Genomic DNA, 26,958 nt, shown 5'->3' with positions numbered 1-26,958 from the left:
GTTGGCTCTGTCTATGGTATTTGCAGTAGTGAGTGCACAAGATTTTAGTGCACCGAGCATTGGCATCGCATGCAGGTTGAGTGCGTGAAGTCTTAAAGATTAGAGAGTTGGAATTTGAGATATACTGCGGCTTGTGCAGCAGTGGAGGACTAGGAAGGCGAGAAAATGTTACCAGCAAAGTTCCGTGGATTCGCATCACGCGTGGGTCGTCTTGCGTCGCGCGCTTTGGTCTGGCGTAAGACCAGTGCTGATGGCGCTGTTCGTACTTCCAGCACCGCAGTTATTTCTTCCAGCAATGCCAATACTTTCGGCACTGCCAGCACTTCTTTCGACAAAGCAGTCATTTCCGACAATGCAGCCAATTCCGACAATGCAGCCAATTCCGGCAACGTCACCATCGCTCGCGCAGCACGCCCATCTCGCACTCTTCGTCGCGCGCTCTTCGCAATGTTCGTAGCCGCCGCCACCATAGTAACCATGCTCATAGTGCCGCCGATGAAAGAAGCAAAAGCGGCTAATGTTAGTTGGGATTACATTGGTAATGGATATATTTCTCCTAACTCTGTTGCGAGTTGGGATGTATATAGGGATTTCGATGTTCAGCCTCCAGATATAAATACAATAACCGTTAATGGAAAGAAAAAAACAACCATCACTTGGAATGTTCTTTTTAACGCAAATGGATGCAGAATTAAAAAAATAGAAAACCCAAATGTAGATTGTGATGAAAATACTGCTCTACATGCGTATGATGGTAGACCTGATTTTTATCTTATTCTTCCAAAAAACATCAAGGATAATAGCATAAGAATTACAAGGTATCGTACAAAATTTGTTGGCTACAGTGGTAGAAACAAAAAGTTTGTTTGGGAAGAACGAGGCAAAGATCAAATACCAAGCGATTTTAATGGTTATACTAATGCTACGCGCTTACCAGGTGATAGTGATTATGAGAATTTCTGGAAAGCATCTATTGAAAAATGTGGTTTAGGTACAGATGCAACATGTGAAGTAGATACATGGCGTCGAGCTGGTAATTTTGGTAGGTTATTTAAATCTTGGGAACAAGATAACGCTGTAGATTCTATTCGCTGGATTGTTACTGCAGAAGTTGAAGAAGGCAGTGACCCTTATAAGTTACCTTTTATGGCAGGTTGGATTTCCTACTATGGAGATAAGCATAAGTTTACAGTTTTTGGTCCGTATGATCATGATGGCGACGGCATACCAGACTTGGAAGAGTTTAAGTATGGTTTAAATCCTAAAAATGATGATGACATCCAATTCCCAAAGAGGTCTAAAGAGGACGCTGTTTACGGTGAAGTTACTTCCGTGAAACCGTATATAAATACTGGTGAGTGGGTTGGTGATTCTTATAACGGCGATTTTAAATATTATAAGGACATGCCAAATCATGGGGGCAGAACTACGTCTGAGATGATTCCAACTGATGCTGGAATAGAATTTACGTTTAAAAAGAATGAAATTGGAAATAGTGAGATACTTCCGCCCGGTGTTACTAAGACGTATAATCCTAATAATATGCAGCCTGGTCAAGCCTATATTAATCCAAGAACAGGCGAGGTTAAGTATAGTCCTAAGGCTTCTGATAGAAACAAAACTATACATTTTGATGTTCAAATAAACTATCCTGATCCTAAACCTAACAATTGTAAAATGAACAATTCAATTGTGAAGGTCAAAGGCGTTGATATACACGTTGTTTCGCAGGCGTCCCGGTATAACCCTTACTATGACGATACTACAGTAAAAGCTGGTGAAGAAAAGAATTCTCCAAATCCAAAAGACAGGGGAGGGAAGAAATTCCCATCTGGCACTAAGTTTAAGGCAGAAATTTATAATAAGTATCAAAATCCACCAACTTGGGCAAAGATTAATAACGAGTCCACTGGTGTTGTCACTTTCCACCCAAATAAGTGGGTTCCTGCTTCTAAAACTGGTCAGCCTGAGAAGAGACCTGTAGTTGTGCATTATCCTGATGGTTCAACTTCGAAGGATAAAGATTCTGGTAATCATGGTGATCCAGTTAATGCTCCAGTGTATGTAACAAGAGATAACCCTGGCACTGGTGACTTGCAGCTCCATATTCATAAGAACCAAAATGGTCAAGAGATTGACTACAACGATGGATTCGTATTCCGCAAGAATCGTGAAGTTAAGCCACAACCATGGATAGATTCTTGGTCAGTGCAGGAACCTGGCGATATTACTATTCGCTCTGTGTGTGCTGATACTACAAATCCTCTGAATCTTAAGTTTTATCTTAACGGTATTAATGGAATAACAATAAATGGTGAAAAACCGTGGCCTCATGCTACTGATGAGGAACAAGAAAAGTGCCGAAATGGTCAGGGCTGTGCAGCAAACAAATTATTTGATAGCACAGGCAGAACCATGGAGCGTACGCGTGGTAGCATCACAGGAAAGCCACTAAAGGTTGGCAATTACCAGTGCACTGTGTATGCTTTGAAGCCTAAAGCTTTGAAGAAATTTGAGGATGCTGCTAAAAAGAACAAAGATATTGAAAAGCAAACCGGTTCTCCTACCAATATCATTAATCCGGATACCTTCAAGGGTTTAAGAGAAGATATTGATTATACATCTAGGACTGTGCCAATTAAGGTTCACTCCGACGCGCATTATTATAACCCTCAATACGATAAGGTATATGTGCAGGCTGGTGGTAAGTCTAAAGAATCGGCTGCTCCAGTAAGCCATTCTGGTGCTAACGGCGTGAAAGGTAATGACAAGAGTCAACAGGAGCTTGTGCAGAATGGTACTAGGTTGCCAAAAGGCACTTGGTTTGAGCTAAGAACCTATCCTAAAGATAATGAACATGTTCTTACATGGTATAAATTTGTCAATAAGCAAAGTAACAAGAAATCAGGCAAGGATGAGCCTGAAGATAGTACTACTGACGCTAGATATGGCAAAGTTACTTTTTCTCCAGAAAAAACTGTAATGCTTGGTGAATATTTTGCTCCTGTAATTGTGCATTATCCAGATGGTTCCACTTCTGAAGATCCGGATTCTGGTAATCTTGGCAAGCCTGTATATGCGCCTGTAGAGGTAACTAGTCAACCGATCCAAAAAAATGATTTAAAGCTCAATGTTTATTCGCAATATGGCGGAAGACGAATTGAAAACAATGATAAAAATGGTATGCGTTTCCGTAAAGATGAAGTGTTAGGCGACGCTACTGGTAACACTAAGCCAATGTTCTTTGACTCATGGTCAAGTGCTAAGCAAGGAAAAATTTATCAGCGCATGCTTTGCTATAAAAAGAATCCACAAACTGGTAAACCTGAAAGCTATGAGATTGATGGTATTAATGGTCTGACACTTGCCGGTCGAAAAGGTAATACTACAAGCGGTGAATTTATTGATAAACAACCATCACAATGGACAAGAGCTACTGAAAAGAATAAGTATGAATGTACGGTTCATGGTAAAAACTGCAACCGTAACCTTTACTTATACGGTGATGAGCATGATACCGTAGAGCGCACTTGGGGTTGGTTACATGGCAAGGTTAAGGAAAATGGCGACTTTGTGTGCACTGTGTACGCTATTAAAGACCTTGAAAATAAAGATGGTAAGCATGGTGATTTACAAAATAAGTTTGATAAAGCTGTAAATGACTTTGTAAAGAAACCTGCTGATCGCAAGTTTGAAGAGGTTATTAAATCAGTCTTAACAGATAAGCCGGGTAGTGAAGATAGTCCTCAAGAAGCCACTCAAAGGCATATCGATTGGGATTCGGTAACCTTCCCAATTCATGTGCATAGTGATGCTCACTACTACAACCCAGAGTATAAGACTATTAGCATGGAGGCTGGTACCAAACAAGCCACTGAGGTGCCTAAGAGCAAGAAGAATGCCAACGATGCTAATACGTTGCAAGACGATGTGCGCGAAGGTGATCTACCGGACGGAACTTGGTTTAAGTTTAAGAAATCTTTAAGCTACACATTCTTTGAGGATGATCAAGATAATAAAGCTGACTCTGGTGATTCAGCTAAGAATGGCACGGGTCAGTTTGGCAAGGTGACGTTCCGACCGCACAAGTGGTTCCCTGTTGGTTCTGACAAAGTGCAGGTTATTGTGCACTATCCGGACGGTTCCACTTCTGAAGATAAGGACTCTGGTAATCTTGGTAAACCTATTTATGCGAAGGTAGACATTACGCGATCGCATGATGAGGATGCTGGTAATTTACGGCTGAATGTTGGCGATCGTGAAGGTAGCGGCGACTGGAATGATACTACCATCAAACTCACTAAGGGCGAGGAACTTAGTACTTCTAAACAGACGACCCGTTGGCTTGATTCATGGTCCAAGTATAAGCCTGGAAAAATCAATTTGCGCACAATTTGCAATAAGATCAATTCAGACGGCACTAAGTCTCACTACCAGTCGGGCGGTATTGCCGGCATTACGATGCAAGACGTTAAAATTTGGAATCATACTGAAGATGCGTCAGCGCAGAAAGCTTGCGAGAAGGATGCAAGTCAGTGCCACCCTGATAGGCAGCTGTACGACGATTACATTGCAAATGGTAACTCAAAAGATACCACTGAGCGTACTCGTGGGTGGATTAAAGGCAAGGCTAACGAATCCGGCGACTACGAGTGCGTAGTTTACGCGATTAAAGCAAAACAGTTTAGTAAAGACAATAACGATTTGCTTACTAGATTCGATGCAGCTGTTGGCGCACTTAACAAAGATGCAAGTAAGAATAACACTGATCCTTTGAAAGACTTCAAGTGGAAGCTTGATGGTAATAACGGCAACAAAAACGCGGTTAAAGGTGTCGACTACGAGTATCGTTCAATACCAATCCACATTCACAACGACAACCACTTCTACAACCCGAAGTATGTTGATGTGAGCGTTACGGCTGGTCAAAAGGTTGAGAATGCTGTGCCGCAAAGCGTTAAGAGTGCTAACGGTGCGGATAAATACCAGGATGTTGTGAAGGCTGGTGCGCTTCCGGACGGAACTTGGTTTGAGTTTAAGGATGCCACAAACGGCTTTGAGGTAAATGCTGACGGCACTGCTGGAAACAAGGTGTCTTTAGACTGGTCGTATTGGGCTTCTAATAACGCTGCCGATAAAACCGGTGAGCAAAGCAATAAGCCTGACAATCCTTCCAAGCAAAAGAATGGCAAGCACAGTTCCAAGGATGACGGCACTCGCTACGGCAAAGTGACCTTCCACCCAGATCAATCTGTTGCTCCTAAAGCGTACTTGAAAGAGATTGTCATCCATTACCCGGATGGCTCCACTTCGGACGACTCGGATTCTGGTAACAACGGCAAGCCTGTGTATGCGAAAGTTACAGTTGGAGGCCTCAGTGGAGCTGACAAGGATCTTAAGATGACATTGCTAAGATCCCAAGACGCTGATCCTGTTCATGACACGCTTGGTAGTGGTAATTCTCTTACTGTTATGAGCGGCACGAGCCTTACTAAGAATCCGTATGTGCTCGCGTGGAGCTTGAAGGATCGTAGCAATATTTCATTGCGTATGATGTGTGCTAAGCAAGGCGAGCAAAAGTGGAGTCGCGGGCTTGACGATACGCTCAATATGCACCTGAACCAGAATTATGGCGAAAGTGTAAAGCCGTGGGCTTTTGCAAATGCTGATCAGCGAAAGTCTTGCAGTCAAGACAGTAAGAATTGCATGGCTAACTTGCTGTATGGCTTTACGAAGGATAAAGATCCGAACAGCATAGAAAGTGCTGTGTCTCGCAGTGAAGACGATATTGCTGGCGTACCTCAAAAGGCTGGAAATTACACGTGCGCTGTGTTTGCGTTGAAGCCGAATGCGCTGACGGTGTTTAATAACACTGTTAATGGAAGTCTTATTGAAGGTAACAAGTATTCGTCTACAAATATGCAAACAACTCAGCTTGCCGGCGTAACCGTTGGAAAAGACTGGAACAGAATTGCTGTTAATGTGACCGTGATCGATCCGCCTAAATTCGCTCTGCCAAAGACCGGCGGAATGAACTGGAACGTGCTGCTTGGTGCGTTTGCTGTGATTGGCACGGGCGTGATGGCGGCTGGGTTCTTCCTTGAGCAAACCAAGTGGGGGCGCGCGATGCTCGAGGCGTTGCTGCGTAAGACACTGCTTAAAGATTTTATTTGCAAAACTGCCAAAAAGCTTCGCGCTTTAAGGCGACGTAGCGAAAGGTGGCGATGCTGATGAAAATTTTCTGCAGCTTAAAAACTGCAGTATCAACGTTCCATGTGCTGGCAATGGCATTACGCGTTACGTAGTGATGGTACTTATTTCGGAGCATGGTTCGGATTTAATCTTGCTGCGCGCGGCGCAAATCGTAGCCGCCGACAGAGTTCATGCGGCTTTGCGATGACTCCGCCGACCGTGCGCAACACAAAATAAAACAATAAACGTATTTTCCTCAAAACCTGCCCACAAGGGCACTGATATAAAGGAGAAGAAAGTGAATAAATTCACTAAACAATGCGTGGCAGCATTCGCCTCGCTCGCAATGGCTGGCACGCTGTGCGTCGCCGGCGCCGTGGTGGCAAACAACGTGGCATTTGCTACGGGTGCTACAGCAGCTGAAAAAGCTCCATGGGATCTTGGTAATGAAGCTACCACCAAGAAGGGTTCCATTACCATTCACAAACAAGATGATACTACTAAGGCAGGTGTTCCTGGCGCTGTATTTTCTGCTAAGAAAGTTAAGACAATTGATGGTACTGCCATTAATTTAACTAGTCGAGATGACTGGGAGACCTTAGCACAAAAAGTAGATAAACTTAACAAGAGTGCTACTGTTGCTGATAACACTATTGCATATGAAACTCCATTGCTAGATCAAACAACTAATTCTAATGGTGAGGCAAAGTTTGCTGATCTTTCCATTGGTATCTATCGTATTGAAGAAAAGAATCCGCCTAAGGGTTACACATCTGATGTTATTCCATTCTTCATGACAGTTCCAGAGATTACTCGTGATAAGAGCTCTACTAACAACAAGTACACTTACGATGTAAGCGTAACTCCTAAGAACCACAACGTGAAGGACGCTATTTCTAAGACGGCTGATACCAAGAACATGGTTGGTGTTGGTGATGTTTTGCCATATACAATTAACGCTACACCAAACAAGACTAAGGCAACCAACCTTGATAAAGACGGTAATGCTAAGAATCTTACTAAAGAAGATCTTAGCCAGTATGCAATCTTTGATGATGCGTTAACTACAGCATATGAGAATGCTAATGAAAATGCAGTTGCTGAAGTTAAACTTGACGGTGAGACTGATGCGTTAATAAAAGGCACTGATTATGAAGTAACGAAAGCTGCAACTCCTGATGATAATACTCGAACTCGTATTTCTGTCGTGTTTAAGGATGCTGGTCTTGAGAAGATTATCACAAAGTTGAATGCGGTTACTAATGCTCAGCAGCAGCCACAGATTCATGTGACTTTTAACTTCAAGATTGCCTCTACAGTAACTACGGGTAGTGATCATAAGCTTTCTAACAAGTATGGCTTCATCCCAGGTGGAAAAACTGGTGAAAACCATGAGCCAGTTGTGCCTGATACAACTACAGATACTGAGTTCCGTAAGTTCCACATTCTTAAGTATGATGCTAAAAAAGGTGAAACAACCAAGCTTGATGCTGCAAAGTTCAAGGTGTTTGCTGGCGCTAACGGTGATTCTACTACTGATTCCAATGCTCTGAAAGTAGCACAGAAGTGTGCTGATGATCCTACTAATGCAGATAATTGCAAGACTTCTCTTAGCGGTTTTGGTGAGAAATCTACTAAGAATGGTGTAACGGAAGATTACTCTGCTAAGGTTGGTCAGAAGTTCTACATTGTTGAGACTTCTGCTCCTGAGAACTTTACTCGCTCTACCAAGGTTTATGAAGTAACTTTGACTTCTGCTCCTTCGAAGGATGGGGCTCAAGTTGTTAAGATTGCTAACGTTCCTACTAAGGATGGAGATCACAACTGGTTCAACCTTCCAAAGACCGGTGCTGCAGGCGTGATCATCTTCGCGTTGGCTGGCATGTGCTTGGTTGCTGTTGGCATGTTCATCTTCTTGCGCAATCGCAAGAAGGATGAAGAGCAGCAGAACGCCTGATTGTAATTGGTGACTGCTGAGAAAAAATCAGCAGTCACTGCTACATGAATGTAAATATCTGTTTGCATGGCATAAATATTGGAGCTGGGTGCGACTTGTTGCTCCCGGCTCTATATTTGTGCGCTTTAATTGAACTAACTAGCGAGCGCAAAATAAATAAATCGTAAATCAAATCTAAATCCAACGAAAAACTCACGAAACGAGGAAGCATGAAATTAAACGATGCTGTTGCTAAAGTATATGCTTTCCTCAACAAAATCTCCCTGAATATCCCCATCGTAAGTAAGCTTCTCAAAAACCAAACAAACGCAACCCAAACTAACGAAACCAACTTAACCGAATCAAACGCAACCGAAAATAACGCAATCGAAAATAACGCAACTCAAACCCACGCAACCGAAGCAAAATCCGCCGAAAGTAATCAAAAATCTAAGCAAAAAACCAATCAAAAATCTAAGCTCCGCCGCATCGTCGAGCCAATCGCATTCGTGTTGGCAGGCATTTTGTGTTTCAGTTACCCTGTTGTTTCAACGCTTTGGAATAATCGCGTGTCGAAGGAGATTTCTAACGCGTACGACAAGTATAACCACGATCAGGCTGGTGACGTGCGCCGCGCTCACATTCGCGCCGCGAAGCTTTACAATAAAACTCGCAAAAATATGCTTACCACGGATCCGTATGGTCCGGATGGGCAAAAAGACATAACTAACACGCCTGAATACAAGCGTTATCTTAAGGCGCTTGAGGAGCCTATGGGCATTATCGGCATCGTAAAAATTCCGAAGATTGGCGTAAAACTTCCTATTTATCACGGCAGTTCGCAGGAAGTTTTAGCGCACGGCGCTGGTCATTTGTACGGCACGGATTTGCCGGTTGGCGGCAAGAACCGCCACACAGTTATTACCGCGCACACGGGTCTTGCGGATGCAACCATGTTCGACGATTTGGTGAATTTAAAGAAGGGCGACTACTTCTACCTCGACGTGCAAGGCGAAACTTTACGATACAAAGTATTCCGCATCAGCGTGGTTGAGCCACACGATATTAGTTTGTTACAGCGCGAAAAGGGGCGCGACTTGGCGACTCTGCTAACGTGTACCCCGTATGGCGTGAATTCGCATAGGCTTTTGGTGACGGGGTATCGTGTGCTGCCGGACCCTGTGAAGGTGCCGGGTGACCACGTGCAATGGCCGCTTTGGATGACGCTATTCGTGATTGCAATGGCGTTCTCATTGATTATTTTGTCCATGATGATTGCCGCGGCAACGTCTAAGCGATGGCGACAGCTCGACATTCGCGGCAAGCATTTGCTGGTACTTTCGCGCAAGATGCTGCGTAAGTTGCGTCGCGAGTAGCGCAAGAGTAGGCGAGTAGCGTGACGACTATATACAGCGAGCGCGTTACTGCGCGCGTTTGGAGCGTCGCACAACGCTAATCCCTCCAAATGTGAGATAACGCTCGCACTATAAGTGCTCGCTTACGAAACTCGCGTTGGAAGTCCACTGTACTTCCAACTTGAGCGAGTTTCCGCTCCGAGTCGCTTTCGCGCGCGCTGTGCTGCGCTCAAGCATGTCGTCGCGCCTGCGTTTGGAGTGCTAAAGTAGCGCAAACCCTCCAAACGTGAGATAACTCTCGCGCGAGCGTAAAATTTAGGTCAGTTGCGCATATCGTCGGTTGGCTGAAAAATTTACGGTTTATATTGCGCAACGCACTAACATTAGTTGGTAAACCAGCAATATTTTTTTAAAAAACATTGTCAAAATGCAAGGTTTTTGAAAAATTCTGTAAATTATATGTTAACTACAGATTTTTTACATGTTACTTGTGGAAAAGTGTTTGCGAGGAAATGGCGTAATTTAGCCATTTTTTCTATCCTAAATACAAATTTTTCAAATTTTATTTGCTAAATTAACAAGTTAAAAAAATTTTTTCTCTTTAAACAAGTGCTAGAGTATATGAAAAATATTTTGTTGCACTTGCAAAAATACACCATTATTTGCTGTTTGCATGGGGGGGGGGTATATCTCTTATGCGATATTTAGCGGAAATGATTCAAACCAGCGTAACAAAAATATTTACACCCGCATGAAAAATTTTGGCAGCCAGTATGAAAGATTTTGGCAGCTGGCATGAGTTTGTGATAGCTAGAACCGAAATTTTTCCGGGATAACAACCACCATTTTGAAGGAGAGTATGTTTATGAAGTTCAAACGAACGTCATATCTGACTCGTTTAGCAGCATTAAGCGTAGCCGCGGCGACGCTTATGGTGCCGCTTGGTACAGTTCCTGCGGCATTTGCAAAAAATGATAATGAAACTAAAAAAGATGAGAATGCACTTGTCTCTAAGATGCTTGATTCATCTTTAAAAGATAATAGTGAGATTAAGTCTATAGAAGATTTACGCCATGTTAATCCAACTCTTGCTAAAGCTTTTGAGAATTACAGTAAAAAAGATCAATTTAATAAAAATTCAAATGCTCAAGTGACTGTTGTTGTTACGTTGAAAAATAATCATCCGAAACTCACGAATTATGACGAAAAAGCCAACATTCATGAGCAGAATGTTTTAATTAACCGCGTAAAGTCAAAGTACAATATGACGGTTCGTCGCCAAGTTGGTTATTTAATGAGTGCTTTTGAAGCTACTCTCCCTGAAAAACACGTTCAAGATTTGAAACGTGAGCCAGGTGTAGTTTCTGTCGCAAAAGAACGTTTATATCATCCAATGGAAAATACTGCACGTAATTTGCAAGGTGTGCAAGCTGCGTTTAAAAAATATCATCTTGATGGCACTGGTATGTTGGTTTCCATCATCGATACGGGCATAGATCCAACTCACCAAGATATGAAGCTTGATGCTTCAGCTAAGACGCATCTTCGATTACAGCCAACAGGTAAAGGCAACACTACTGACAAAGTGCCTGCAGGTTTCAATTACGCTGATGAAAATACTAATTTCACAGATTCGGGTGCGGAACAGCACGGTATGCACGTTGCCGGTATTGTGGCTGCTAACGGCGATGAGACTGGTGCTCCTGCATCTGAACATAATCGTGTTGATGGCATAGCTCCAAACGCTCAGCTGCTTGCTATGAAAGTATTCTCAAACGTGCCGGGTTCGCATGGTGCTCGTGATGTTGATATTGTTGCTGCAATCGAGGATTCTGTAAAGCTTGGTGCTGATGTTATTAACATGTCTCTCGGATCAGATAACGGTTTTGGTGGAACTTCTAATGCTACATCTCTCGCTTTAAAGAAGGCTCACGAAGCTGGTGTGCTTCCAGTTATTTCTGCAGGAAACTCCGGCTTGAACTTCTCTGAAAGTGGTGGCATAGACGATGTTCTAGGTAAGTGGGATGATGCAACTCTTGGTTCACCATCTTCTTATCCTTCTGCTTTCAGCGTTGCTTCTGTAGAAAATTCAAATATTACTCAGCAGTCTGCAAATTGGGTTGGAAAAGATGGCAAGTCACATACTTTGCCGTACAGCTATTCTATTGGTTCTTTAACGGATGCACTATCTCAGCATGAACTTATGGATGCTAAAAAAGCCACTAAAGCTGATGTTAAAGATCTTGATCTTACAGGTAAATATGCTCTCGTAGAACGTGGCGATATCAGTTTTACTGAAAAGTTTAATAATACGATTTCTAAAGGTGCTAAAGGTGTGATTGTTTACAATCACGACAAAGATTCATCCTTATTCATAGGAATGGGTGGATTGGACAAAATCAAAGGTTGCTTTGGTGCGTCTATTCCTCGTTCTTATGCATTAGAAATTAAAAAAGCATTAGATAATGGTGAGAAAGTAAAGATTGCTTTCACTGAACAATTCGTTACTATCGCCAATCCGGATGATGGGAAGCCTTCTAGCTTTACTTCTTGGGGTCCAACTCCAGAATTTGATTTTAAACCTCAAATTGCTGGTATCGGTGGTAATGTTTGGTCTACGCAGAATGGAAATAAGTACACCAGCATGTCTGGTACTTCCATGGCTGCTCCAAACGTTTCCGGTCTTTCAGCGTTAGTGATGGAAAGCTATAAGAAGCGTTTCCCTGATCTTAAAAAGTCTGAAATGGCTACTCGTGTAAGCCAAGCATTAATGAATACAGCAAGTATTATTGGACATAAAGATTCTGCAGATAGTAGGAAAATTCCTTACGCTCCTCGTCAAATTGGCGCTGGTTTAGCTCAGGTCGATAAAGCTGTTGCTACTAACGTGATTGCAACAGTCAACGGCAATTCGTACGTTGCTCTTAAAAACGTGAATTCTAATCGCAACTTTACAGTTACTTTGCATAATTATGGTAAGACTCCAGTAAAATTTGCTGTCCCAGATCAGGATGTTGTAAATGAGTCTAATGAGGCCAATAAAGATACAGTAACCTCTATTAGTGATACTGAAACGTTGCAATCAAAAACGCGTGAAGTTACGGTAAAGCCTGACAAAACCGCTGATGTTAAGTTTACGTTAAGCCCAAATCGTTCTAAAGGCAATCATTATATTGAAGGTTGGGCGCGATTTGAATCGCTTACTGATACTCAGCCAGATGTTTCTGTGCCATATCTTGGCTTTGTTGGCGATTGGAACGATGAACCTATAATGGTAAAACCGGGAGAAAGCTATAGTGCAAGCCACAGTGATCTTACGACATCATTGCTTTCGGTAGCTGGTTTTATGGGTAAACTTCCGGTTAATAATGAAACGAAGCCTTATGTACTTGGCGAATTTTCACCTGCAAATAGAGATGGCTGGATGGATTATGTTGTTCCATCTATGGCTATATTCCGCGGTGCATCTGAAGTAAAATATTCTGTGTTGGATTCACATAATAAAACTAAGATTGTTCTTGGAACAGAACACAACGTGAATCGTTCTACTATTTCTAATGTTGGAGCAACCGATGGTTTAGCTGGAAATTTCGACGGGTCTGTGTGGAATCCAAAAACAAGTAGGTTTGACATTCTTCCTGATGGATGGTACACGTATCGTATTCAAGCTCGCTTAGGAGATAAGTTTGATTGGCAAACTTATGACATGAAGGTAGCAATCGATAATCATGGACCTAAAGTCACAGTATCTGATCGTGATGCTAACGGCAATGTGAAGATTGTTATTAGTGATGAGTTAAGCCCTGATCCTGGCGTACCAACTATTCATCTTCCTGGTGTAAAGGATGCCTTGAACTATGGTGATGAAGACACTCAATGCCCGTTGAATGAAGCAACTCGTACGCGAGTGTGCAAGACTATTCACATTGGTAATGAAGCTCAATACATAGATGTGCTTGTTCGAGACAATGCTATGAATTCAACTGAGGTTAAAAAGGTATTCGACACATATGCTGTGAAGAAACCGGATGGTTCAGAAGAATCTAAGAAGAACAAGAAGTTTATTATTCCAAATGAACAAAAACTTACTTCTCAACAAATTAAAGCTAATGCTCTAGAAGAAAGTAAGACCGACCCAGATATTAATGGTAAGTTCTATCTTGAGGGATATCTCACTAAAGATGTTGCTTCTATAAAAGCTTATGTGACTCCTGAAGGCGGTAAAAAGCAGGAAGTCAAATTAGCTAAAAAGCGCAAGGGTGAGAATACTTTCTATGCGTTTGTGCCACTGAAAAATGGTGAAAATACTGTGATGCTTAAAGCTTTTGATAGTAAGGGTGACCGTATTGGCAATAAGAAACTTGTTTTAAAGTTTAATGCACAAACACCTAAGATTACTGTTGATGGTCTTGACAACAAGGGTAATTTGCCTGTAGCTGCAGATGGTAAAGTAACTGTTGCTGGTAAAGTAACTGATACTCCTGGAGATACTGTAAAGCTAACGCTTAATTATCAAAAGGCTGCTGACAACACTACTGCAGCTAATGCAGTTGCTGGTTCTGTGAACAATCATGCTTCTGGTTCTGCCTCTGAATCTACTACTAAAGCTGTTTCTGGTGCTAATACAACTTCAGCAGCGAATATTAATGCAAATGTGAAGCAAGCAGATATAGCTGCAGCTAGTAAAGAAACTGAAGAAGTAGTAACTGTTGGTAAAGACGGTAGCTTCAAAACAGTTATTACTCCTGCCGCTAAAGCTGTTATGGTAACTCTTGTAGCTACTGATTCTGCTGAAAACACTACAACTATAGGTTTGGCTCTCGCTGGTCGTTCAACTCCTACGCCTAAACCTGCAGCTGCAACAAAAGATTTCATGCTTACTAATGCTGGCTCTATGGGTTCTTATGCGTGGTTAATTCATAAGAAGAATAATGGTCCAGACGTTATTGGCACTGATTACTTTGTTGCTCAAGGTGATGTGAGTTCCAAAGTGACTAGCGTGGTGTTTACTCCAGCTTCGCGTTTTGATGCTACAACTAAGAATCTTGTAACTCCAAACCCATTGCGTGCTGAAATTAAGAACGGAAAGTTTAGTGTAAAGCTTCCAATGCATCCGGGTATAAATGATTTCCGCTTGCAGGTGAACACTAAATCAACTGACGAAGATGCTGATGAAGACGATGAAACGAATGTAATCGATACTCCTGCAGCATTCTACTTCGACATTACGCCTCCAGCAGCACATTTCGATACTCCAAAACTGTATGGTCACACGTTGTTCACTAATCGTGACACAGTGACTTTCAGTGGAAATGTATCAGATGATGCTTTCGGTCAAAGTTTGCGAATTAATAATGATTCTGTAGGTGATTTCTACACTTTGGACACGAATGGTAAAGAAACAACTCGTCGCCAATTCTCAACTGACATTCAAGTAGACAATGGTGATAAGTTGCTGCTGCACTTAAGTGATCAGGTTGAATCTCATTTACTTGGTGTGATTCCAGTTGTTCTTGATGAAGTTGATCCTACTGTTAAAGCAGGTTTGGTTGAAGGCGAAGAAATCACTGATGGTCACGAAATTACTGTTAAAGCAGAAGATGATAATTTGAAGTCTTTGCGCGTTATGGTTGATGGTCATCCAGTAGCGTATACGGAAAATTATCTTCCAACTACAGCAGTAGAGGACACATTAGTGGATGTTTCTAAGGTTAACGATAATCCAACTCCAGATAAGCCAAGTTCTACAACATTAACGTTGAAGATTCCTACTAAGAAGTTGGTTGATGGTACTCACACTATCACTATTGAGGCGACCGATTTTGCTGGTAATACAGCAAGTGACGCAAGTAATAATGCAAATGGAGCTACTGCATATACATTCACGGTGAAGAATGGTGTGAAGCCTGGTGAGAATCCAACGAAGCCAAGTAATTCAGGAACCAAGGATGAGTCAACTCAAACTGATTCTGCACCAATTCCTCCTGCTTCTGCAAAAAAGATCCAAAAGTCTCTTGCTGGATTAGAAACCAAGAATGTCACAGCTGGAAAGGAAGTAAAGATTTATGTTTCTGGACAGCCTGAAGCTGTGAAGAAAGCCAAATCCGGTGATTGCATGTATGCGTTCATTTACTCTGATCCTAAGGATCTTAAGGGTGAAGATGGTCATGAATATGTGACAGTGCATACTGATGAAAACGGTAAGTACTATTTCAAGGCTTTGATTCCTAACGGATATTCAGGTAAGCACACAATCTTACTTATGGATGCAAATGGTAACCAGATTGCTTCTGGAGAGGTATCTGTATCTTCCTCTGCTTCTTCTGATAGTGGCAGCCAAACTGGTTCTGATAATAAGAATAATCAGAACCAGAATGGTAGCGGTAATGTTGGTAATACTGGCAACTCTGGTAATACTGGTAATAGCGAAGGTGGAAGCACAGGTCACGGTAACGGTAGTGGCAACAACGGTGGCAGCACTAGCGGTAATGCAAGCGGTAATACTAGCGGTAATGCCAGCGGTGATACCAACAATAATAGCCGCGGTGGTAATCATGGCGGTAGCCACAGCTCTAACCACGGCGGTAATCATGGTGGAAAATCCTTTACTACTGGAGGTAATTCCAGTAATAATTCGGAGTCGTCCTCAAAGGATGATGCGGATTCTACTAATGCAGGCGCATCCGCTGCATCCGGCGATGCCGCTGCCAATGGCAACGCAAGTGCTGCGAATGCTAACGCTGCTGCAAAGCAGAAGGCTGCTGAAAAGGAGCAGGCTGCCGCTAAGTCTGCCGCCAAGAAGATGACTTCTGATTTGGCGATGACTGGTAGCAGTGTGATTGGTATGGTTGTGACGTTTATGGTGTTGCTTGCAAGCGGTGCTGTAACGTTTAAAACTCGCAGCCGTCATGTGCACGCAAGAAAGTAAGTAAATAAAATAAATAAATAACATAAATAAACAAAGAGCACTTTCAGCTTCTAGTAAGATTGGGAGTGCTCTTTTTGTATGTAATATATTTTGGAGAATAATCCATAGTTTGTTTTACATATTAATTTGCTTCATCATTCATTCACGTGGATACTCGTTCGCTCTCCAAATGCGAGACAAGTTCCCCGTGTTTGGAGCAAAACACAACCTAAAACCCTCCAAATGTGAAAAACTTTCCTCGCTTTTGGAGTACCACACAAACCTACGTTTAGTAAACCCACCATCCAAAACAACTGAGCTCTTGTTCTAAACAAACAAGAGCTCAATGAAATCACGTGTAGGAGCAACCTACACAGGTAAATTAGAGTCTACCACATCCCCTTAGAATTTGCGTTTGTCATGTTATATTTCGTGGCGAATGTCAAACTAAATGTGCAATAATGTACAATATTTTCATGTCTGCTAATACATTTTTTACTTTGCAAGAAGCGCAACAATTTTGTGGCGTGGCTAGATTTAATCGTTATATGCGCGATGCAAATAATGATTTAGGTACAGCTATGCTTATATGCAAATCGAATCATGAATTAGCAGGAATATTGCATGAGCAGATTGGATACGTAGAAATATGCGTGCGTAATTCAATTGATTTAGAACTTCGTAAACTTGCGTTGAAAGAAAAGCAAAATGAGGAATGGACCAATCCTCTGTATACGCCAGATTTGGTTAAAGATTTGATTGAAAATCAAATCAAGCAAGCGAGAGAAATTGCAGTTCACTCGCATGATGGTAGAAGCGTAAATCATGATGACATTTTATCTAAACTCATGTGGGGAACATGGGTAAAGCTTGTTGGATCTTCGGAAACAAAAAATAGCAATCGCATTCAACAAAAACTTTGGAAAGATGCTGTAGGCAATGCGTTTCCATTTGTGAACTGTTCAAAAATGAATAAAGAGTACGATGAGGATAGAAGAATAATAGCAAAAAATCTTATTTATATTAAAGAGATTAGGAATAAAGCAGCTCATTTTGATAATTTATATAACATAGCTAGGGGAAAGAGGAATCTTACGAACGCACTGTTTACGCTACTTCATGCGGTTAATAAGTCGTTTACAACTGGATGGATTGATCCCTCAAAAATACGTAAAGCTGCTAATAAATATTTGGAACTGATGATTGGTGTTGATGATTAATACTGATGATTGGTGTTGATGAAGTAAACGGTATGAAAGCAAATGCGTAAGTTGCGCGAACTGCCTGCCTGAGCGCGCGCAATGCTGCGCTCAAGCAAGTCGTCGCGCCCGTGTTTGGAGGTCTTTGGTGGGTTTTTGCTCAAATCGAGGTAACGCTCTCACCGTGTAAAGTTTCGGTCAGTTGCGCATATCGTCGGTTGGCTGAAAAATTTACGGTTTATATTGCGCAACGCACTAACATTAGTTGGTAAACCAGCAATATTTTTTTAAAAAACATTGTCAAAATGCAAGGTTTTTGAAAAATTCTGTAAATTATATGTTAACTACAGATTTTTTACATGTTACTTGTGGAAAAGTGTTTGCGAGGAAATGGCGTAATTTAGCCATTTTTTCTATCCTAAATACAAATTTTTCAAATTTTATTTGCTAAATTAACAAGTTAAAAAAATTTTTTCTCTTTAAACAAGTGCTAGAGTATATGAAAAATATTTTGTTGCACTTGCAAAAATGCACCATTATTTGCTGTTTGCATGGGGGGGGGTATATCTCTTATGCGATATTTAGCGGAAATGATTCAAACCAGCGTAACAAAAATATTTACACCCGCATGAAAAATTTTGGCAGCCAGTATGAAAGATTTTGGCAGCTGGTATGAGTTTGTGATAGCTAGAACCGAAATTTTTCCGGGATAACAACCACCATTTTGAAGGAGAGTATGTTTATGAAGTTCAAACGAACGTCATATCTGACTCGTTTAGCAGCATTAAGTGTGGCCGCGGCGACGCTTATGGTGCCGCTTGGTACAGCAAATGCTAAAAATGCTACACAGAATAACGGCGTTTTCACAAAAAGTCAGTTATTAAAATTAAGTAAAGAATCTCATAAAAGTTATATTGATAGCTACAATCTTTACAAAAAATTTGGTTCAAGAACAGTTATTAATTCTAAAAAACCTGTAACTGTTATTGTTACTTTGAAGAAACAGCCAAAACTTCCTTCGAAACAAGCTGAAAGCAGTAATAAAGCTGAACAGAATCGTCTTATTGAAAAATGGTCTTCAAAATATGGCATGACAGTACGTCGCCAATTTGGTTACCTTATGAACGGCTTTGAAGCTACGTTGCCAATCGATAAAATGGCAGCTTTGCAGTCTGAACCAGAAGTAGCCTCTGTTGCAAAAGAACGTTTGTATTACCCTCTTGAAAATTACGCTCGCGGCTTGCAGGGTGTGAATGAAGAATTTAAAAGACGTGGTCTTGATGGAACCGGAATGCTTGTTTCTATTATCGATACGGGTATCGATCCAACTCATCAAGATATGAAGCTTGATAATTCAGCGAAGAGTCATCTGAAAGTACAGCCAAGAAAAGGTTTCACTGATAAAGTTCCGAATGGCTACAATTATGCTGATGAAAATTACACTATTACAGATAGTGGTGCAGAGCAGCATGGTATGCACGTTGCTGGTATTGTTGCCGCTAATGGTGATGAACCTGGTAAGCCAGCAGACAAGAATTGGCGTGTAGACGGAATTGCTCCAAATGCACAGTTGCTTGCAATGAAAGTCTTCTCAAATATGCCAGGTTCGCATGGTGCTCGTGACTCGGATATAGTTGCTGCAATCGAAGATTCTGTAAAGCTTGGCGCAGACGTTATTAACATGTCTCTTGGTTCAGATAACGGTTTTAGCGGAACGTCAAGTGCTACTAGTGTAGCATTAAAAAAGGCGTATGAAGCTGGTGTGCTTCCAGTTATTTCTGCAGGAAACTCTGGTTTGAACTTCTCTCCATCTGGTGGTGAAGATGACGCTCTTGGAAAATGGGATGATGCTACTTTAGGTTCACCTGCTGCATTCCCTGAAGCATTTAGCGTAGCTTCTGTTGAAAACTCGCATCTTACTCAGCTTAAATCTGAGTGGGTTGACAAAACTAATAAAAAAACGTCAATTCCTTATTCGCCTGCTACAGGTAAAGCTGACGGTAAAGAACATGAGATTGTGAACATCGGTCTTGGCAAAGAAGATGAAGTTAAGAATTTGGATCTTCACGGAAAGTACGCTTTAGTTGAACGTGGCGCAATAGCATTTAGTGAAAAATTCCAGAATGCTATTGATAAGGGTGCTGATGGTGTAATTGTTTATAACAAAGCTGGCGATTCGGCACAGTTCCTTGGCATGGCCGGAGTTGAAAAGTTCACATGCTTTGGAGCATCAATTCGTCGTGATGATGCTTTACAAATCGTTAAAGCTCTCAAAGATGGAACAGTAAAAATTTCATTCAATGATGCTTTCATGGTTAATAATAATCCAGAAAATTTGAAGCCTTCAACATTTACTTCTTGGGGTCCAACTCCAGAACTTGATTTTAAGCCTCAGATTGCTGGTATCGGTGGTAACGTGTGGTCCACGCAGAATGGAAATAAGTACACTAGCATGTCTGGTACTTCTATGGCTGCTCCAAACGTTTCCGGTCTTTCGGCGTTAGTGATGGAAAGCTATAAGAAGCGTTTCCCTAATCTTTCTCCAAAGGATCTTGCGATTCGTGTACGTCAAGCTTTAATGAATACCGCAATGATTCTTAAGAATAAAGACGGTGTTCCTTACGCTCCTCGTCAGATCGGCGCTGGTTTAGCTCAGGTCGATAAAGCTGTTGCTGCTAACGTGATTGCAACAGTCGATGGCAATTCATATGCTGCTCTACGAGAAGTTAAAGATTCTGGACGTAATATTACTGTCAATTTACATAATTACAGCAATAAAGACGTAACTTATAATATTCCTCAGCAAGATGTTATTAATGAATCAAACGATAAAGATAAGAATACGCATACGTATATTAGTAATGATGAATCGTTAAATTCTCTTAGTCAGACTGTGACTGTTCTAGCTAATAAAACTGCATCTGTCACCTTTAAGCTTGATATTAACTCTTCGCGCGATCATTATATTGAAGGATGGATTCGTTTTACTTCAAAAACTAGCGGAGAACAAGACTTAGCTGTTCCATATCTTGGCTTTGCTGGAAATTGGAATCATGAGCCTATAATCCTTGGTCCTAAAGACGTATATGGCAAATCTGGAACTAAACTACTTGCAGGGCCTTACTTCATGATGCCTGCAGTGCAAGTAAATAAGGAATCGGATAGTGCTTACGAATTTTCTCCTAATGGAGATGGTGTATTAGATTCATTAGTTCCAGCTATGGTTTTGTTGCGCAATGCTGCTGATTTGCGTTATTCGATACTAAATGATAGAGGTAAAGAATTACGAGTACTAGGTGAGGAACATAATGTTTCAAGAATGAGCTTAGGTAATTTTGGCTCTCTTGATCAAGCTGAAGCTACTTACGTTTCTCCTGTAAGTAAGTTTGATGGTAAAGTATATAATCCTCAAACGGGAAACTTTGAAACTCTTCCTGACGGTTATTATAAGTACCGTATCTCTGCTCGATTAGGTGATAAATTCAGTTGGCAGAATTGCGATATGCGTTTCAAGATTGATACACATAAGCCAGAAATGATAATTTCTGATCCTGTTAATGTGAAAGTCGATGATGAAGATGATAATGGTCATCCAATAAAGAAAGATGCACAAAAAATCACCATTAGTGTCAAAGATGCTATGAAGAGCGAACTTAGTGATTTGATGGTTTCAAGCCAATCAGTTGATAAAACTATCAAAATGTATGATGACGATTATGAAAAAACACCATGCGAGACAGATAGCAAAGGTTATCACGTATGCGACGTTATCTTAGATAAAGATGACACTTATATTAGTGCAAGCATAAAAGATATGGGTGGCAACTGGAATGATCAAAGTAAGGTCTTTAAGAATAAATCTTTGTATCTTACAGGTAAAAGCGTGCTTGATGGCGAGAAGCTTGGTTTGAAGGATTTGAAAAATGGTAAGGTTGATCTCATAGGTTATGTAAGTAAAGATATAAATCATGTGAAGATTAGCGTTACTAACGGTAGCGATACTGTTCAAACACTTGATTTTAAGCCTGAAAACATGAAGTTTGACGCAGCATTATCGTTGAAAGACGGTAAAAATGATGTTAAAGTTGAAGCTTCTGATTCTAATGGAGCAGTAGTTGCTTCTGATAGCCTTACAATTTACTTTAATTCGCATATGCCAACTGTTAGTGTCACGAATGCCAACAGTGATGGAATGTTGCCTGTTAAAAGTGATGGTTCGGTAGAAATCAAGGGTAAAGTTACGAACACAAATAAGCTTCAAGTTCGTTATAAGCGTGCAAAAACAGCTTCAGATCCTGATGAAAGTGATTGGTTGACTGGTGAGAAGAAAACTACTGTTGATGCTCGTGATAAAGTCACAGTCAAATCTGATGGAACTTTTGATGTTACTGTAAAACCTCTTACAAGCGAAAAAAGTATCACATTAGTTGCTGTGAATGATGGCAATAGTATTAGGCAAGATATTGGATTAGCTGGTCGTGCTACTGTATCAAAGGCTAATACTGGTGATGAAGATGGCTCTTTGAATTTGATTGTCGCTGATAATTTGGATGTAATAGACAAGAAGTATATGTGGATACACAGTGACAAGACTGATCCAAAGGACATTACTAATAATTCTCTCGTATTTAGAGGTCATGTAGATAAGAGCAAGAATATTACGTCCATATCATTTACTGAGGCAAATCGCGTAAAAGATAATGGTGAATATGAGGATCCAAAGCCTGTTGAGACTAAGCCTGATGATAAAGGTAATTTCTCTATAAAGTTGCCTATGCATCCTGGTGTTAATGATTTCCATCTTCTTGTGAAGTCTGGAGATAAGAAACTCTTTGATGGTCCGGCTGCTATCTTCTTTGATAATGAGCCTCCAAAGATTACGTTATCTAAGCCAGAACTTTACGGCGATACTTTGTTTGTCAACAAAGACACTGTAGATTTCGAAGGCACTTTGAGTGATGACGCATTTGGATATGATTTCTATATCAACGGTTCTGTGGTATCCAACTTCATGTCGTTTGACGGTGGTGGAGCTGCTGTAAATCGTAAGAGCTTCACAACTAAGATTCATGTTGCAGACAAAGATCACATTCTCATGCAATTTGGTGACAAGAATAAGTATCAATTTGCTGGAATGATTCCTGTAGTCTTTGACAATGAAATTCCAACAGTCAATATGACATTACTGAATGATCAGAAAGTCAGTGATTCATATGTTATCAAGGTGAGCGCAAAAGATAAGAATATTAAGTCACTTCATGTGTCTATCGACGGTAAGGATGTGTCTTCTGCAGAGAATAATTTGCAAAAGACGTTAGCTGCTAATATCCTTTCAGAAAATGAACTGGATGCTGCTAAGAATAAGCCAGCTGTTCCAAATAAGAGTGAATTGACTGTTAATGTTCCAGTTAAGGAGTTTTCTGCCGGAAAGCACTTAATCACAGTTGAAGCTGTTGATTATGCGGGTAACGTTGCAACGAAGAATACTTCCGCAGAATTCGTCGTTGAAAAGAAGTCGAATGATGGTCATGGGAACGATCATGGTTCCTCCTCTGTAACTGTCAATCCTCCTTCCGCCTCAACTCCAGCACCTAAAGCTCCTGAATCTACCGCAAAGCTAGATCAGTCGCTTAAGGGAATCCTTGTTGCTGGTGAACATATGAATAATGTTGTTCGTGCTGGTAAGAGCAATCCTGTGAAGTTGTATTTCGCTGGCATGGATGCTCCTGCTAAGGGTGATGCTGGCTCTAAGTCTCACAAGACTAAGGTCTCTTCTGTCACGAGCGAGTTCATCAAGGAACTTAAGAAAAACAAGGTTGCTTACGCTTATGCTTACATGTATTCTTCGCCTGTGTTATTGAAGGGCGCAGATGGATCTAAGTATGTGAAAGTAACTTTGGATAAGAATGGTCAACCTCAGTTTAATGTTGTGATTCCAGCTGGCTACTTCGGTAAGCATACGATTGTTTTGCTTAACGACAAAGGTGAGCAGCTTGCTTGGGCTAACGTGTGGGTTGTTCCTGAGAATGCTACAGCGTTCGATGAAACAGCTGCAGAGATTAACCTGAAGTATTCGGAGCTTCATTCTGGTACTGGATTTGATAACGGATTAGGTGCTGATTCTGGATTTGGCACATTTACTGGCACTACTTACGTTGGTACAGACGGAAATGCCTCCAGTGGAAGTGGCAACGCAGGTGCTGCATCTGGCAACGCTGCTGCAAAGCAGAAGGCTGCTGAAAAGGAGCAGGCTGACGCTAAGTCTGCCGCCAAGAAGATGACTTCTGATTTGGCGATGACTGGTAGCAGTGTGATTGGCATGGTTGTGACGTTTATGGTATTGCTTGCAAGCGGTGCTGTAACGTTTAAAACTCGCCGCCATCATACGCACACAAGCAAGTAAATAAACAAAATAAGTAAATAAACAAAAATAAATAAACAAAGAGCACTTTCATCTTCTAATAAGGTGGGAGTGCTCTTTGCTCCTTTTTTATTATTATTGGAGGAATTATGAAGCTAGCTGATTTTGCAGAGTCTGCTCGCGCGCTATTTAAGCGGCTGGCTCGTATGCGCGCTAATAAGTCCTCCAAAAGTGCGGAATCTTCCGCAAGCTCTGGAATCGCTGCATCTTCCGAAAATACTGAATCTGCGCAGTCTGCGCAGTCTACGCAGTCTTCGTAATCTTCATCATCACAAGAGCAATCTTCCCCAAAACCAATGTCCACACTTCGCAAGCTGGCTGAGCCGATTGCGCTTGTTACTATTGGCATTTTGTGTTTCAGCTATCCTGTGGTTTCTACTTTGGTCAACAACCATGCTGCCAAAGAACTCTCAATCGAGTACGATAAATTAAATAAGGAAAAGCCTAAAGAAAATCGCGCGGAAATTTTGTGAAAAGCGCGTGAATACAACGCTCGCCACAAGGCGATTATTAGCGCGGACCCGTATAACGGCAATAACGACTACATGGACACTCCCGAATATAAAGAGTACGAAAAAGTGCTTAGTGATGTCGATGGGGATTATGGGCATTGTGAAAATACCGAAAATTGACGTGAGGCTGCCGATTTACCATGGAACTACTCAAGATACTCTCGCGATGGGAGCGGGGCATTTGTACGGCACGGATTTGCCGGTGGGCGGCAAAAGCAGGCACACGGTTGTGACGGCGCATACGGGTATGCCGGATGCCACAATGTTCGACGATTTAAACACGCTGAAAAAAGGTGATTACTTCTACTTTGACGTGCAAGGCAAGACTCTTCGATACAGAGTGTTTCGCATAAATGTGGTGGAGCCGAACGATATTCGTTTGTTGCGGCGCGAAAAGGGGCGCGACTTGGCGACGCTGATTACGTGTACCCCGTATGGAATTAACACGCACAGGCTGCTCGTGACGGGGTATCGTGTGTTGCCGGATCCTGCTAACGTGCCGGGCGGCCATATGCAGTGGTCGTTGTGGATGACGTTGTTTGTGATATCGATGGTGATGTCTGCGGTGTTGATGGCGATGATGCTGATTGCGTCGTTGCGAAAGAAGAATGGTGTGAGTAGTGTGCAAGGCAGGCATTTGCTGGCGGTTTCGCGCAAAATCTTGCGTAAGTTGCGCAAACGACCTGCCTGAGCGCAGCAATGCGACACGCCGGCTTGCGCGCAAGCTCATTCTGAGTATAGTAGTTACTCGGTTCGCGAAACGAGCCAAGATAACCAACGCCCCTTTAGCTCAGTTGGTTAGAGCAGCTGACTCTTAATCAGCGTGTCCAGGGTTCGAATCCCTGAGGGGGCACAAGCAAAACCCAAGCTTCGCGCTTGGGTTTTTTCGTATCTAATCTCTCCGTCACGCATATGCAGCAGCGCGCGTTTGTCCTTCTTTGCAGTCAAGCTGGAAACATGACCTCGTCAAATATGATGCCGCAATTATTCCAAGATGATGCCCAGCTTGAACAGCCGCAACAACCGCTGCTAAATTTAGCACAGTCGCAGTCGCAACAAGTTCAGTCGCAGCTGCAATCACTTACGCCGCAGCAAGCTCAGCCGCGACAGCTCCCTCTAAAAGCCGCCGACACGACTGCCGAAAATCCGTGGCCTGTTGCCGTTTTAAGCCAAAAGTTCCACAGTGCAGTAGAACGCTGGCCAGCCGCGTGGATTGAGGGTCAAATCGTCGAAATTAACATGCGCCGCGCTTCTTCCGGTTACATCACCCTTCGCGACAGTAATGAAGAAGTGTCGATTTCAGTAATGGGCTTCAGCAATTTCGTGCAGCAGGCGCGCGAACTTCGCCAGGGCGACCGCGTAGTCGTTCACGGCAAGGCGGATATTTGGGTAAAAGCCACGCGTTTGAGCTTCGTTGCAGACGAAATCCGCCGCGTCGGTGCCGGTGACTTAAAAGCGCAAATTGACGAGTTGCGAAAAAAGCTTAAGGGCGAGGGCTTATTTGATGCTGAAAATAAGGTTCCGCTGCCGGAATTTCCTAAGTGCATCGGACTTGTGTGCGCTCCTCAAGCGCGCGCTGAAGGCGATGTTATTACGAACGTGAATTTGCGCTGGCCTGTTACGCGCTTCAAAGTTATTCACGCGCACGTGCAGGGCGTGCAGTGCCCGGCGGATATTATTGCCGCAATTAAGCAGCTCGACGCGGATCCAGAAGTTGACGTTATTATCGTTGCTCGCGGCGGTGGAAGCTTTGAAGATTTGATTGGTTTTTCAGATGAGGGTGTGGTTCGCGCTACTGCTGCGTGCGTGACGCCGATTGTGTCTGCAATTGGTCACGAGGACGATTGGACGCTGATTGATTTGGCTGCAGACATGCGCGCTTCGACTCCTACGGATGCTGCAAAGCGCGTGGTTCCAGACGTACGCGAGCAGTGGCAGCTTATTGATAACGCGTTGCAAACTATGCGCATGCGAATTTCTGCGCGCGTTGACAATGAGATTCGTCTCGTTGAAGGTTACGCGAATCGCCCGAGCCTTACGCGCCCGAGCACTATGCTTGAGCCGCACGAGCGTTTGGTTGAGCAGGCTGTTGAGCGAATGCGTCACGGTTTGGTGCGACTTCTTGACGACGCGAGTTTGACTGTTGAGAAGGCTCACGCGAGCTTGACTGCGTTAAGTCCGCAATCGACTTTGAATCGCGGATACGCGGTTGTGCAGCTCAGTGGTGGGCGAGTGCTTGACGACGCGGCTTTAGCGAAAGTTGGCGACGATATGACAGTTACGCTTAAAAGTGGCGTGGTTCTTGGCAAGGTGACTGGAACAAAGTCAGCTGTTACTAAGTCTGCTTTCATAAAGCCAAGTAAAAAGTCAAGTAAGTAATTTTTTAGATATTTTAGATATTTTAGATATTTATTTAGATACAACGAAAGGTTAGAT

The 26,958-nt window shown here is 42.2% G+C and carries 7 protein-coding genes, 1 tRNA gene and 1 pseudogene; all 9 read left to right on the top strand.

What is annotated here, in order from left to right; genetic code table 11:
- The first annotated feature begins 165 nt into the window (after positions 1-165).
- The 9 genes and pseudogenes from HXT40_RS05525 (at position 166) to xseA (ending at position 26,901) form a co-directional block, all read left to right on the top strand.
- Complete coding sequence (locus HXT40_RS05525; protein WP_421777212.1) at positions 166-6,231, top strand: Rib/alpha-like domain-containing protein; 6,066 nt, start codon at positions 166-168, stop codon at positions 6,229-6,231.
- A 259-nt stretch (positions 6,232-6,490) separates the two neighbouring features.
- Positions 6,491-8,149, top strand: a complete 1,659-nt coding sequence (locus HXT40_RS05520; RefSeq protein ID WP_421777211.1) for a SpaH/EbpB family LPXTG-anchored major pilin — start codon at positions 6,491-6,493, stop codon at positions 8,147-8,149.
- A 209-nt stretch (positions 8,150-8,358) separates the two neighbouring features.
- Complete coding sequence (locus HXT40_RS05515; RefSeq protein WP_004110601.1) at positions 8,359-9,504, top strand: class C sortase; 1,146 nt, start codon at positions 8,359-8,361, stop codon at positions 9,502-9,504.
- 844 nt (positions 9,505-10,348) lie between these two features.
- Positions 10,349-16,411, top strand: a complete 6,063-nt coding sequence (locus tag HXT40_RS05510; RefSeq protein ID WP_421777210.1) for a S8 family serine peptidase — start codon at positions 10,349-10,351, stop codon at positions 16,409-16,411.
- Positions 16,412-16,866: 455 nt separating this feature from the next.
- Entirely contained in the window at positions 16,867-17,610 is a 744-nt protein-coding gene (locus tag HXT40_RS05505; RefSeq protein WP_410299461.1) for an Abi family protein, read from the top strand.
- A 721-nt stretch (positions 17,611-18,331) separates the two neighbouring features.
- Entirely contained in the window at positions 18,332-23,992 is a 5,661-nt protein-coding gene (locus tag HXT40_RS05500) for a S8 family serine peptidase (protein WP_416091171.1), read from the top strand.
- Positions 23,993-24,099: 107 nt separating this feature from the next.
- Positions 24,100-25,213: pseudogene (locus HXT40_RS05495) on the top strand (class C sortase).
- An 88-nt stretch (positions 25,214-25,301) separates the two neighbouring features.
- A tRNA-Lys gene (locus HXT40_RS05490) sits at positions 25,302-25,375 on the top strand.
- Between the two features lie 119 nt (positions 25,376-25,494).
- A complete protein-coding gene (gene xseA / locus HXT40_RS05485; RefSeq protein ID WP_102155773.1) occupies positions 25,495-26,901 on the top strand; it encodes an exodeoxyribonuclease VII large subunit in 1,407 nt (468 codons plus the stop codon).
- The last annotated feature ends 57 nt before the right edge of the window (positions 26,902-26,958 follow it).

The organism is Gardnerella sp. DNF01180P (assembly GCF_049244205.1).
In the GTDB taxonomy this organism is placed as follows: domain Bacteria; phylum Actinomycetota; class Actinomycetes; order Actinomycetales; family Bifidobacteriaceae; genus Bifidobacterium; species Bifidobacterium swidsinskii.
The sequence above is the reverse complement of the archived record's forward strand: the minus strand, read 5'-3'. Positions and strand labels throughout refer to the sequence as shown.

What these genes read in the sequence shown, in the direction of transcription:
- HXT40_RS05525 (WP_421777212.1), top strand. Translation starts at nt 166, where the DNA reads ATGTTACCAGCAAAGTTCCGTGGATTCGCATCACGCGTGGGTCGTCTT.
- HXT40_RS05515 (WP_004110601.1), top strand. Translation starts at nt 8,359, where the DNA reads ATGAAATTAAACGATGCTGTTGCTAAAGTATATGCTTTCCTCAACAAA.
- HXT40_RS05510 (WP_421777210.1), top strand. Translation starts at nt 10,349, where the DNA reads ATGAAGTTCAAACGAACGTCATATCTGACTCGTTTAGCAGCATTAAGC.
- HXT40_RS05505 (WP_410299461.1), top strand. Translation starts at nt 16,867, where the DNA reads ATGTCTGCTAATACATTTTTTACTTTGCAAGAAGCGCAACAATTTTGT.
- HXT40_RS05500 (WP_416091171.1), top strand. Translation starts at nt 18,332, where the DNA reads ATGAAGTTCAAACGAACGTCATATCTGACTCGTTTAGCAGCATTAAGT.
- xseA (WP_102155773.1), top strand. Translation starts at nt 25,495, where the DNA reads ATGATGCCGCAATTATTCCAAGATGATGCCCAGCTTGAACAGCCGCAA.